The sequence below is a fragment of the Microbacterium resistens NBRC 103078 genome, assembly GCF_001552355.1.
In the GTDB taxonomy this organism is placed as follows: Bacteria; Actinomycetota; Actinomycetes; order Actinomycetales; family Microbacteriaceae; genus Microbacterium; species Microbacterium resistens.
The window spans coordinates 16,304-28,443 of the sequence record NZ_BCRA01000023.1 but is presented as its reverse complement, the minus strand read 5'-3'; the positions used below and the strand labels follow the sequence as shown (position 1 = coordinate 28,443).

Below are 12,140 nucleotides of genomic sequence, written 5' to 3'. Positions count from 1 at the left end.
CGGCGTGGCCGACCGGGACCGGATGTGACGCCGGATGACCCGCGCACGGACGGATCCGGAGCGGGCGTCACGGGCCCCGTCGCGGTCCGGCGCGGGTATCGTGATGCGCATGAGCGCCGCGATCCCCACGCCGTACGAAGACCTGCTCCGGGACGTCCTGGAGCACGGCACCCGCAAGGACGATCGCACGGGAACGGGGACGACGAGCGCGTTCGGCCGGCAGATCCGCTTCGACCTGTCGAAGGGCTTCCCCCTCATCACCACGAAGCGGGTGCACTTCAAGTCCATCGCCTACGAGCTGCTCTGGTTCCTGCGCGGGGACTCGAACGTGCGCTGGCTCCAGGAGAACGGCGTGACGATCTGGGACGAGTGGGCGGACGCCGAGGGCGAGCTCGGACCGGTGTACGGCGTGCAGTGGCGCTCCTGGCCGACGCCCGACGGCGGACACATCGACCAGATCCAGCAGGTCGTCCAGCAGATCCGCGACAACCCGGACTCACGGCGGCTCCTGGTCTCCGCGTGGAATCCGGCCGACATCCCGGACATGGCCCTGGCACCGTGCCACGCGATGTTCCAGTTCTACGTCGCGGACGGGCGCCTGTCCTGCCAGCTCTACCAGCGCAGCGCCGACCTGTTCCTCGGGGTGCCGTTCAACATCGCCTCCTACGCACTGCTGACCCTGATGATCGCGCAGCAGACGGGGCTGCAGCCGGGCGACTTCGTGTGGACGGGCGGCGACTGTCACATCTACGACAACCACGTCGAGCAGGTGCGCGAGCAGCTCACCCGCGAGCCGTATCCGTACCCGACCCTCCGGTTCGCCCGCACCCCCGAGTCGATCTTCGACTACCGCTTCGAGGACTTCGTCGTCGAGGGGTACGAGCATCACCCGGCGATCCGCGCGGCGGTGGCGGTATGACCTGGGTCGGCCTGATCTGGGCCGAGGCGGAAGGCGGCGTGATCGGCGCTTCCGGGGGGATGCCGTGGCGGGTCCCTGAGGACATGGCGCACTTCAAGGAGACCACGCTCGGGGATCCTGTGGTCATGGGACGCAAGACCTGGGAGTCGCTGCCCGAGCGGTTCCGGCCGCTCGCCGGGCGGGAGAACATCGTCGTCACCCGTCAACAGGACTGGAGCGCGGAGGGAGCGCAGCGGGTCGCGAACCTGGCGGACGCCGCCCGTGGCCGCGACCGGATCTGGATCATCGGCGGCGCGGAGATCTACGCGCAGGCGATCGGCGGCGCGGACCGGCTGGAGGTCACCGAGCTCGATCTCGTGGTGGAGGGCGACGCCTTCGCGCCGTCGCGCCAAGGGTGGCGACTCGTCGACGAGGGGGAGTGGCAGACCTCCCGGACCGGGATCCGATACCGCTTCCTCGGGTACGAGCGCTGATGCCGACCGCGCTGATCACCGGGGCGAGTGCGGGACTCGGCGCGGAGTTCGCGCGTCAGCTCGCGGCGCGGGGATCCGATCTGGTCCTCGTCGCCCGCTCGCGTGACGACCTCGACGCGGTCGCGGCGCCGCTGCGCGAGCGTTACGGCGTCGTCGTGGAGGTCCTCCCCGCCGACCTGTCCGTCCCGAGGGAGCTCGCCCGCGTGGAGCGCCGGCTCGCGAACGCCGGGCGCCCGGTGGACCTCCTGGTCAACAACGCCGGCTTCGGACTGCCGTTGCAGTTCGCCGACAACGACATCGCGGACGAGGTCCGCCACCTGCGCGTGCATGTGGAGGCCTCCATGCGGCTGATGCATGCGGCCCTGGGCGTCATGCGCGGACGCGGCGGACGGATCGTCAACGTCGCCTCCGTCGCGGGCTTCATCTCGCGCTCCACCTACTCGGCCTGCAAGGGATGGCTGATCGGCTTCAGCCGCTGGGCGAACGCCGAGTACGCCGAGGACCGCGTGTCGGTCACCGCCGTATGCCCCGGATTCACCCACACGAGCTTCCACGAGCGCATGGGCCTCGCGCCGGGACAGGAGGGCGTGCCCCGGGCGATGTGGCTGGACGCCCGCGACGTGGTCCGCGAGGGACTGCGCGACGCGGCCCGCGGCAGAGCGGTCTCGATCCCGTCGCTCCGCTACAAGGCGATCGTCGCCCTCGCCAGGGTGCTGCCGGCCTCCGTGACCGCGCGCGTCGCCCGGAGGGGTCGCGTCTGACGCAGAGCGGCGCTGGCGGCCGTCAACGGAACCGATCGAGGTGGATCCCGGCGTAGGCGATCGCCGCGATGGTCTCGCCGTCGGTGATCCGGCCGTCGGCGATCATGCCCAGCACCTCCTCGAACGGCTCCCACGACACCTCGTCGATGCCCTCCTCCCGCTGCGCGTCGTCGTCCGTCCGCGCCTGCGCCAGCCCCCGGGCGAGGAAGACGTGCTCCGGGGCGACCGTGATCCCGTTGAGCGCGTTCATGAAGCCGATATGGGTCCACTCGGACGCCGTCAACCCCGTCTCCTCGAGCAGCTCCCGGCGTGCGGCCACGAGCGGGTCCTCGCCGTCGCTGCCGCCGGCGGGCACCTCGAGGGAGGACCCGGTGGTGTACCGATCCAGGCGGACCAGGCACACCCGCTCGCGGTCGTCCACCGCGACGACGAAGACGGCGGGGTGGCGCATCTCCACGACGCCGTAGATCCCCTCGCCGGCGGGCCCGACGATCTCGTCCTCGCGGACACGGATCCAGGGGTTCTCGTAGACGGTGCGGGTGCTGCGGGTCTGCCAGGCCATGCAGCGAGCCTAGGGGGCGGTGGTGCGCCCGTAGGATCGGAGGATGGGCTGGTTCGGGAAGAAGAAGCGGGACCGCGACGACGCGGGCGAGACGCTGCGCCGCTACAACGAAGCCGAGGCCGCCCGCCTGACGGCCCTGACGAACCCCGCGGACGCCGCGGCCCCGGAACCGACGGTGCCGGTCACGCTCGACACCGGCTCCGGAGCCGGCGAGTTCCGGGTGGAGGACGTCTTCACCATCACCGGTCGCGGCATCGTGGCGACGGGCACGGTCCTCTCCGGCACGATGCGGGTCGATCAGGACGTCGAGATCCTCCGTGGCGGCGCTCCGGTCGCGGCGTCGCGCGTGACCGGGATCGAGATGTTCCGCAAGAAGGCGACCGAGGTCGGGGCCGGCACGAACGCCGGGATCCTCCTCCGCGGCAGGCCCGCCGTCGAGCGCGGCGACGTGATCCGGGCGTCGTCCCCGTCTGCGTGAGCCTCGGGCGAACCGATACGCTGAGAGCATGACGCACGCTCCCAATCCCTTCGGACAGGTGCTCGTCGCCCTCATCACCCCGATGACGGCCGACGGCGAGGTCGACTGGCCCGCCGTCGAGAAGCACATCGACCGCGTCATCTCGGACGGTGCGGACGGCATCGTCGTCACTGGGACCACCGGCGAGACCTCCACGCTCACGGACGCCGAGAAGCTCCGTCTCGTCGAGGTCGGCAAGGACGTCTCCGCCGGTCGCGCGAAGATCATCACCGGCGGCGGGTCCAACGAGACCGCGCACGCGATCGAGCTCTACAAGGCCAGCGAGAAGGCCGGGGCCGACGGCATCATGATCGTGACGCCGTACTACAACAAGCCGACCCAGGCCGGCATCCTCACGCACTTCCGTCTGGTGGCCGACGCCACCGACCTGCCGGTGATCCTCTACGACATCCCGGGCCGCACCGGGGTGCCCATCAGGTACGAGACGATCCTCCGGCTCGCCAAGCACCCCAACATCCTGGCGGTCAAGGACGCGAAGGGCGACTTCTCCGAGGTCAGCCGGGTGCTCAACCAGACCGACCTGATGTACTTCTCCGGGGACGACGCGAACGTCCTCCCGCACCTGTCGATCGGTGCCACGGGCCTGATCGGCGTGACCGCCAACATCACCTCGGCGCCGTACCGGACGATCGTCGACGCGGTCAACCGCGGCGACCTCGCCGCCGCGACCGCCGAGCACCGTCGGCTGGAGCCGCTCGTGCGCGCGGTGATGACGCACGTCCCCGGCACCGTCGCCGCCAAGTACGTGCTGCACGGTCTCGGTCGCATCGGCAGCCCGCGTGTCCGCCTTCCCCTGGTCGGCCCGGAGGAGTGGGAGGCCGCGATCATCGAGGACGAGCTGGCCCTGGTCTCCGACGTGCCCGGCGCCGACTTCTCCGACTTCCGTCCCGACCGCAACGCCGCCGCCGGCGGCGCCCTGCCCAAGGTGCACGGCACAACTCGATAGCCCCTGCGCGGCTCGCGCGGTGCCGCCCGCTCGGGCGGCACGGCGGCGGGCCCGGCGGGGCGCAAGGCAACGAACGGGCACACGGGTGTCCGACTGAGGAGACCGCATGTCCATTCCCCTGGCAGATCCTGCCCCGCTCGCCGCCGGAACCCTCCGGGTCACCCCGCTCGGCGGGCTGGGCGAGGTCGGTCGCAACATGACCATCTTCGAGTTCGACGGCAAGATCCTCGTCGTCGACTGCGGCGTGCTGTTCCCCGAGGAGCACCAGCCCGGCGTCGACCTGATCCTGCCCGACTTCGAGCCGATCAAGGACCGCCTGGACGACATCGTCGGCGTCGTCCTCACCCACGGCCACGAGGACCACATCGGAGCGGTGCCCTACCTCCTCCGCCTGAAGAACGACATCCCGCTGATCGGCTCCGGGCTGACCCTCGCACTGGTCGAGGCCAAGCTGAAGGAGCATCGGATCAAGCCCTTCACCCTGACCGTCCAGGAAGGGCAGGAGGAGCGGGTCGGTCCCTTCGACCTCGAGTTCGTCGCGGTGAACCACTCGATCCCGGACGCTCTGGCCGTGGCCATCCGCACGCCCGCGGGCATGGTGCTCGCGACCGGCGACTTCAAGATGGACCAGCTCCCGCTGGACGGCCGCATCACGGACCTGCGCGCCTTCGCGCGTCTGGGCGAGGAGGGCGTGGACCTGTTCCTCGTCGACTCGACGAACGCGGACGTGCCGGGCTTCACGCCGACGGAGCGTTCGATCGGACCGGTGCTCGACCAGGTGATCGGCAAGGCGCCGCGCCGGGTCATCGTCGCCAGCTTCTCCAGCCACGTCCACCGGGTGCAGCAGGTGATCGACGCGGCCCACGCCCACGGCCGCCGCGTCGCGTTCCTCGGGCGCAGCATGGTGCGCAACATGACGATCGCCGAGCAGCTCGGCTACCTCAAGGTGCCCGACGGCGTCCTCATCGACTACAAGAAGGCGCGCGACCTGCCGGACGACCGGATCGTCTACATGTCGACCGGGTCGCAGGGCGAGCCCATGGCCGTGCTCAGCCGCATGGCGAACCTCGACCACGCGATCGAGCCGGGCGAGGGCGACACGGTGATCCTGGCGTCCAGCCTGATCCCCGGCAATGAGAACGCGGTCTATCGCGTCATCGACGGGCTGACGAAGCTCGGCGCGAACGTCGTCCACAAGGCGAACGCGCGCGTGCACGTCTCGGGGCACGCCGCGGCGGGCGAGCTGCTCTACTGCTACAACATCCTGAAGCCCGGGAACGTCCTTCCCGTGCACGGGGAGTACCGCCACCTGATCGCGAACGCCAAGCTCGCGCAGGACACCGGGATCCCCGAGGAGCGCACGATCATCGCCGCCAACGGCACCGTGATCGACCTCGCGGACGGCGTCGCTCGTGTGGCCGGCCAGCTCGACCTCGGCTTCGTGTACGTGGACGGCTCGACGGTCGGCGAGATCACCGACGCGGACCTCAAGGACCGGCGGATCCTCGGCGAGGAGGGGTTCGTCTCGGTCATCGTGGTCGTGGACTCCGCGACCGGGCGGATCATCTCGGGCCCCGAGATCCATGCCCGCGGCGTCGCCGAGGACGACGCGGTGTTCGACGACGTGGCTCCGAAGATCGTCGCCGCCCTGAAGGAGGCGTCGGGCAACGGCGTGCGCGACACGCACGCCCTCTCGCAGGTCGTCCGTCGCACGATCGGCCGCTGGGTCAACCAGAAGCTGCGTCGCCGCCCGATGATCGTGCCGCTCGTCATCGAGGCGTGACCGGGGCTCCGCCGAAGCCCGGAAATCCCGGGAAACCCGCGTCACTGCGGGCGGATGTCGGCCCGCGGCCGTAGCGTGGAGGCATGCCCAGGAGTACGAGTGCGACCAAGAGCGGACAGGCGTCCGAGAAGTCCTCGACGCGCTCCCGCTCCGGTTCGGCCTCGGCCTCCGCGCCGAAGCGCCGGAGCGCGGCCGCGCCGAAGAAGTACATCGACGAGCCCGACAAGCCCAACGTCGCCGTGCGCGCGTGGCTCGGGCTGGCCCACGGCGTCGGGGGACTCTTCCGCGCCTTCGGGCCGGAGGCGCTGGAGAAGGAGCAGCGCCGGGACGGCTTCCCGTTCCTGCTCGTGCTGCTCGCGATCGCCGGCGCCGTCAACGAGTGGTTCTTCATCGGCAACGACGTCGCGTCCAACATCAGCGCGTACTCGGTCGGCCTGCTCGTCGGACGGGTCGCGTTCGTCATGCCGGTCCTCCTGATCCTCCTGGCCGGCTGGCTCTTCCGTCATCCTTCGTCCGTGCACGACAACGGCCGCATCGGCATCGGGTTCGGCCTGTTCACGCTCGCGCTCGCCGGCTTCTGCCACGTGGCCGGCGCGCGTCCGCACCCGCGTCAGGGGATGCCGGCGCTCAGCGAGTCCGGCGGACTGTTCGGCTGGCTGGTCGCCGAGCCGCTCGCGATGCTGTCGCCCGTCGTCGGCTACATCGTGCTGGGCCTGCTCGCCGCCCTCAGCATCCTCATCCTCACCAAGACCCCGCCGAACCGGATCGGCTCGCGTCTGGGCGACCTGTACGCCTGGATGTTCGACGCGGAGCGGACGCCGAAGGAGAAGAAGGAGAAGAACGCCCCTGCCGACGAGGACGTCGAGGTCGAGGGGCCGAAGGACGACGACGCGCTGCCCTGGTGGCGCCGGAACAAGACCGGTCGCGAGGAGGACCCCGACGACACGCCCACGGTCCCGACGTCGATGCGGGGCTCCCAGGACCTCACGGAGCTGCTGCCCACGACCGACACGGCCGGGGACCAGACGCCCGCCTACGACCAGGCCGTCATCCGCGACGACCCATACGACGCGGCGACCGAGGTGCTGTCGGACGTGCGTTCCGTGGCCGACGCGCTCGCCGAGCAGCAGAGCACGGCCCTGCTCGACGACGGATCGGACACCGGGGAGTACCCGGAGCTCGCGGGCTTCGACGGCTTCGGCACGGACGGTCCCGGCGAACGCGGCCCGCAGGCCCCGGTCGCCCCGTACGTGCTGCCGTCCCCGGGGACGCTGAGCGCGGGACCGCCGGCCGTTGCGCGCTCCGAGGCGAACGATCGCGTCGTCGAGCAGATCACCAACGTCCTGACCCAGTTCAACGTCGATGCGAAGGTCACCGGCTTCTCCCGGGGCCCGACGGTCACGCAGTACGAGGTCGAGGTCGGCCACGGCGTGAAGGTCGAGAAGATCCTCCAGCTCAGCAACAACTTCGCCTATGCCGTGGCGTCGAACGACGTCCGGATCCTGTCGCCGATCCCCGGCAAGAGCGCGATCGGCATCGAGATCCCCAACGCGGACCGCGAGACGGTGTCCCTCGGCGACGTCCTGCGCTCCACGGCCGCGCAGAAGAGCACGCACCCGCTGACCATCGGCGTCGGCAAGGACGTCGGCGGCAACTTCGTCGTCGCCAACCTCGCGAAGATGCCGCACCTGCTGGTGGCCGGCTCCACCGGTTCGGGCAAGTCCAGCTTCGTGAACTCGATGATCACGAGCCTGCTGATGCGCGCCCGCCCGTCGGACGTGCGGATGGTCCTGATCGACCCGAAGCGGGTCGAGCTCACCAGCTACGCGGGCGTCCCGCACCTGATCACACCCATCATCACGAACCCGAAGAAGGCGGCCGAGGCGCTGCAGTGGGTCGTGAAGGAGATGGACATGCGGTACGACGACCTCGCGTCGTTCGGGTTCCGCCACATCGACGACTTCAACCGCGCCGTGCGTGCGGGGGAGGTCGAGGTGCCGCCCGGCAGCGAGCGGGTCCTCAAGCCGTATCCGTACCTGCTCGTCGTCGTCGACGAGCTGGCGGACCTCATGATGGTCGCCCCGCGCGACGTCGAGGACTCCATCGTCCGCATCACCCAGCTCGCGCGTGCATCGGGCATCCACCTGGTGCTGGCGACGCAGCGGCCGAGCGTCGACGTCGTCACCGGTCTGATCAAGGCCAACGTCCCGTCGCGGCTCGCCTTCGCGGTGACGAGCGTCACCGACAGCCGCGTGATCCTCGATGCCCCGGGCGCGGACAAGCTCATCGGACAGGGCGACGCCCTGTTCTCCCCGATGGGGTCCTCGAAGCCCTTCCGCCTCCAGGGGGCGTGGGTCGAGGAGAGCGAGATCGACGCCGTGGTCAAGCACGTCACCGGCCAGGCCCGCCCGGAGTACCGTCCGGACGTCCAGGAGGCCATCGAGACGAAGAAGAAGGAGGTCGACGAGGACATCGGCGACGACCTCGAGCTTCTCCTCGCGGCCGCCGAGCTCGTCGTGTCGACGCAGTTCGGCTCCACGTCCATGCTGCAGCGCAAGCTGCGCGTCGGTTTCGCGAAGGCCGGCCGCCTCATGGATCTTCTCGAATCGCGCGAGATCGTCGGCCCCTCCGAGGGCTCCAAGGCGCGCGACGTCCTCGTCACGGCCGAGCAGCTTCCCGGCGTCCTCGCCCGGCTCCGAGGCGACGAGCCGCCCGCCGCGCCGTCGGCGCCCGCGTCGGCGCCTGCGGCGGGAGCACCGGCGGCGGACGACCCGTACGGGGCCGATCCTCTGGAGGAGCAGTATCGCGACCTCCCGGTGGTGGAGTCGGAAGGCGACGAGGACGCCTGGGGCCTGACGGGACGCGACTGATGGCCATCCCGCGGCAGCTGCCCAACGCGATCACGGTGGCGCGCATCCCGCTCGCCGTCGTGTTTTTCGTGCTCCTGCTGATGGGCGGCACGGCGGGCCTTCACGACCTCGTCCTCCGGTGGATCGCCGGCGCGCTGTTCATCCTGGCGATCTCGACGGACTGGGTCGACGGGTACCTGGCGCGCAAGTACGACATCGTCAGCGACTTCGGAAAGCTCTGGGACCCCATCGCGGACAAGCTGCTGACCGGTGCGGGATTCCTCGGGCTCGCGGTCCTCGGCGAGGTGCCCTGGTGGATCGTCGTGGTCATCCTGGTGCGGGAGTGGGGGATCACGGTCCACCGTCTGGTGATCGCCAAGGAGCACGTCGTCGCGGCGGCGTGGATGGGCAAGGTCAAGACGGCCGTCCAGGGCGTCGCTCTCGGATGGGCGCTGCTGCCGCTCCACGTGCTCGTCGGGATGACGCCGTGGACGGTGGTCACCATGATCCTCATGGTCGTGGTGCTGGTGCTGACGGTGGCCAGCGGCATCGACTACGTCGTGGCCCAGGTGCGCGGCGCGCGGAGCGGGCGGACCGGGGAATGAGCACCGAGGCGCTGCTGGCGGAGCTTCGGCGGCGCGGGTGGACCGTGGCCGTCGCGGAGTCGCTGACCGGCGGAGCGCTCTGCGCCGAGCTCGTGTCGGTCCCCGGCGCCTCCGATGTCCTCCGCGGAGGAGTGGTCGCCTACGCGACTCCGATCAAGCACAGCGTCCTCGGCGTCGACGCAGCGCTCCTCGCCGCTCACGGGCCGGTGCACCCCGAGGTGGCGCGACAGATGGCCGACGGGGTGCGTTCGGCGCTGGCCGTCGACGGCCGCGCGGCGGATGTCGGCGTCTCGACGACCGGCGTCGCCGGGCCCACGCCGCAGGGCGGGCAGCCCGTGGGGACCGTGCACATCGGCGTGAGCATCGGCGAGCGGTCGACGAGCCGGGCGTTCCGGTTCGACGGCGACCGGGCCACGATCCGCACGGCGAGCGTCGAGGCGGCGATCGCGGTCGTCTCCGGCGTCCTTTCCGGAAGCGTGGAATAAGAGCGACGTCACCGAAGTTGAGTCCTGTGTGCTCACATTCAAAGCACAGGATGAAAAAGTAGATTCGATGACAACAGGTCGGGTTAGACTGACGATCCGTTCGGACGCGAGATCCGACACGGGCCTTGAGGAGAGGGGGTTCCGATGATCCTTGTACGACAGGAGATCGGCGACGTGCTGCGGGACTTCCGACTGCAGAAGGGTCGCACGCTGCGCCAGGTCGCGAGCAAGGCCTCGGTCGCCCTCGGTTACCTCAGCGAGGTCGAGCGCGGTCAGAAGGAGGCGTCGAGCGAGATCCTCGCCTCCGTGGCCGAGGCGCTCGACGTGCCCATCTCGACGATCATGCGCGAGGTGGGGGACCGCATCTCGGTGCTCGAGGGCATCCAGGTCTTCCCGGACGTCGTTCCGGACGACCTCGTGGCCTCGGTCGAGCCGGAGCTGTCGCTGCGCTGACCCCTCGGGGTCGGCGTATCGACGCGTGGAGCCCCTCCGCGTGCGAAGAAGCGAATTCCTCCGCGCCGTCGACGGTGAGTTCGGAGCCCGGGCGACGGCGTTGCTGGACGACTTGGTCCTGACCACCCTCGGCACGCGCACGGCGTCCGAAGCGCTCGCGGCCGGCGTCCCGCCGCGGGAGATCTGGCTTGCACTGTGCGAGGAGACGGACGTTCCGGCGCACCGCCGCTACGGAGCAGGGCGTCAGGAGCCGAAGCGCTCCTGACGCCCTCGTCGCGTTCTCGGCGTGTTCGATGACACGGCAGTCGATCGTCGGCGTGTCATCGAAGCTGTGTTCGAGAAACGGGTATCGTTCTGCACAGATGACAACGAGGTGTCGTTGTCCACGGATGGTCCCGGAGCCGACGCGAATGTCGGTGGCCCCGCATACCGTGGCAGACGGACCGAAGAGGTCATGCGCCTTGTCGGAGAGTCGCCCCAGCCGGGGCGGCCGCGACAGCCTACAGGCGGCAGTACGCGAGCAAGAAGGAGCATCCCATGCCATCACCCGCAGACCGCGAACGGGCCCTCGAGTCGGCCCTCGCTCAGATCGACAAGCAGTTCGGCAAGGGTTCGGTCATGCGACTGGGCAGCGACGAGCGTGCTCCCGTCGAGGTCATCCCGACCGGCTCCATCGCCCTCGACGTCGCCCTCGGCGTCGGCGGACTGCCGCGCGGCCGCATCATCGAGATCTACGGACCGGAGTCCTCCGGTAAGACCACTCTGACGCTGCACGCGATCGCCAACGTCCAGCGCGCCGGAGGCATCGCGGCGTTCGTCGATGCGGAGCACGCGCTCGACCCCGAGTACGCCAAGAAGCTCGGCGTCGACATCGACCAGCTGCTCGTCTCCCAGCCCGACACGGGCGAGCAGGCGCTGGAGATCGCCGACATGCTGATCCGCTCCGGCGCGATCGACCTCGTCGTCATCGACTCGGTCGCGGCCCTGGTTCCCCGGGCCGAGATCGAGGGCGAGATGGGCGACTCCCACGTGGGTCTGCAGGCTCGCCTGATGTCGCAGGCGCTGCGCAAGCTCACCGGTGGCCTGAACCAGACGAAGACCACGGCGATCTTCATCAACCAGCTCCGCGAGAAGATCGGCGTCTTCTTCGGCTCGCCGGAGACCACCGCGGGTGGTAAGGCGCTGAAGTTCTACGCCTCGGTACGTCTGGACATCCGCCGGATCGAGACGCTGAAGGACGGCAGCGAGGCGGTCGGGAACCGGACCCGCGTGAAGGTCGTGAAGAACAAGATGGCCCCGCCGTTCAAGCAGGCCGAGTTCGACATCCTGTACGGCACGGGCATCTCGCGCGAGGGCAGCCTCATCGATTTCGGGGTGGACCACGGCATCGTGAAGAAGTCCGGGGCCTGGTACACGTACGACGGCGATCAGCTCGGGCAGGGCAAGGAGAACGCCCGGAACTTCCTGATCAACAACCCGGACATCGCCGCCGCGATCGAGACGCAGATCAAGCAGAAGCTGGGCGTCGGCGGGGCAGCGGCTCCGGAGGCCGCGCCCGCGGACGAGCTGGCGCAGCGGCGTCCCGCCTGATCCGGAGGCGATGACCATGTCTCGACGCGACTCGATGAGTGCGGTGGGCCATGCATAGCGGGGGCGGGCCATCGGAGGACGACCGGCTCGCTCCCGTCATCCCGTTGTTCGGCTCCCGCCGACCGAACGCGGCGACGGCGGAGGAGCCGCAGAGGGCACCGAGCTCGCGACACCCC

13 protein-coding genes are annotated in these 12,140 nt (G+C 70.1%); 12 read left to right on the top strand and 1 reads right to left on the bottom strand.

Going from position 1 to position 12,140, the window contains the following annotated elements; all coding sequences use genetic code 11:
• Positions 1–109 precede the first annotated feature (109 nt).
• From MR1_RS05030 to MR1_RS05020, 3 genes are read left to right on the top strand one after another with little or no spacing between them, the layout of a single operon-like run.
• Complete coding sequence (locus tag MR1_RS05030; protein WP_067243591.1) at positions 110–919, top strand: thymidylate synthase; 810 nt, start codon at positions 110–112, stop codon at positions 917–919.
• On the top strand, positions 916–1,392 hold the full coding sequence (locus MR1_RS05025; protein ID WP_067243589.1) for a dihydrofolate reductase: 477 nt from the start codon (positions 916–918) through the stop codon (positions 1,390–1,392). Before MR1_RS05030 ends, MR1_RS05025 begins: the two co-directional genes overlap by 4 nt.
• Positions 1,392–2,153 carry an SDR family NAD(P)-dependent oxidoreductase gene (locus MR1_RS05020; RefSeq protein ID WP_067243587.1) on the top strand — a complete coding sequence of 254 codons (762 nt, stop codon included), beginning with the start codon at positions 1,392–1,394 and terminating at the stop codon, positions 2,151–2,153. The genes MR1_RS05025 and MR1_RS05020 overlap by 1 nt, the downstream gene beginning before the upstream one ends.
• 22 nt (positions 2,154–2,175) lie before the next feature.
• On the opposite strand, the gene MR1_RS05015 is transcribed toward MR1_RS05020, so the two are convergent.
• On the bottom strand, positions 2,176–2,715 hold the full coding sequence (locus tag MR1_RS05015) for an NUDIX domain-containing protein (protein ID WP_067243585.1): 540 nt from the start codon (positions 2,713–2,715) through the stop codon (positions 2,176–2,178).
• A 43-nt stretch (positions 2,716–2,758) separates the two neighbouring features.
• On the opposite strand from MR1_RS05015, the gene MR1_RS05010 reads away from it, so the two are divergent.
• The 9 genes from MR1_RS05010 to recA all read left to right on the top strand — a co-directional run bounded on the left by MR1_RS05010 (position 2,759) and on the right by recA (position 11,964).
• The gene (locus MR1_RS05010; protein WP_067243583.1) at positions 2,759–3,193 is read left to right on the top strand and encodes an EF-Tu/IF-2/RF-3 family GTPase; all 435 of its coding nucleotides are present in this window, start codon (positions 2,759–2,761) and stop codon (positions 3,191–3,193) included.
• Positions 3,194–3,221: 28 nt separating this feature from the next.
• Positions 3,222–4,199 carry a 4-hydroxy-tetrahydrodipicolinate synthase gene (gene dapA, locus MR1_RS05005; RefSeq protein ID WP_067243580.1) on the top strand — a complete coding sequence of 326 codons (978 nt, stop codon included), beginning with the start codon at positions 3,222–3,224 and terminating at the stop codon, positions 4,197–4,199.
• A gap of 106 nt (positions 4,200–4,305) precedes the next feature.
• Complete coding sequence (locus MR1_RS05000) at positions 4,306–5,982, top strand: ribonuclease J (RefSeq protein WP_067243578.1); 1,677 nt, start codon at positions 4,306–4,308, stop codon at positions 5,980–5,982.
• A gap of 83 nt (positions 5,983–6,065) precedes the next feature.
• Entirely contained in the window at positions 6,066–8,852 is a 2,787-nt protein-coding gene (locus MR1_RS04995) for an FtsK/SpoIIIE family DNA translocase (RefSeq protein ID WP_067243576.1), read from the top strand.
• Positions 8,852–9,436 (top strand): CDP-diacylglycerol--glycerol-3-phosphate 3-phosphatidyltransferase, encoded by a 585-nt coding sequence (gene pgsA / locus MR1_RS04990; protein ID WP_067243574.1) that lies wholly within the window; start codon positions 8,852–8,854, stop codon positions 9,434–9,436. Before MR1_RS04995 ends, pgsA begins: the two co-directional genes overlap by 1 nt.
• Positions 9,433–9,921, top strand: a complete 489-nt coding sequence (locus tag MR1_RS04985) for a CinA family protein (RefSeq protein ID WP_067243573.1) — start codon at positions 9,433–9,435, stop codon at positions 9,919–9,921. Before pgsA ends, MR1_RS04985 begins: the two co-directional genes overlap by 4 nt.
• A gap of 144 nt (positions 9,922–10,065) precedes the next feature.
• Positions 10,066–10,374, top strand: coding sequence for a helix-turn-helix domain-containing protein (locus tag MR1_RS04980; RefSeq protein ID WP_025103227.1), 309 nt, complete (start codon positions 10,066–10,068; stop codon positions 10,372–10,374).
• A gap of 40 nt (positions 10,375–10,414) precedes the next feature.
• A complete protein-coding gene (locus tag MR1_RS04975) occupies positions 10,415–10,639 on the top strand; it encodes a DUF3046 domain-containing protein (RefSeq protein ID WP_067243652.1) in 225 nt (74 codons plus the stop codon).
• 272 nt (positions 10,640–10,911) lie between these two features.
• Positions 10,912–11,964, top strand: coding sequence for a recombinase RecA (gene recA / locus MR1_RS04970; RefSeq protein ID WP_067243572.1), 1,053 nt, complete (start codon positions 10,912–10,914; stop codon positions 11,962–11,964).
• The last annotated feature ends 176 nt before the right edge of the window (positions 11,965–12,140 follow it).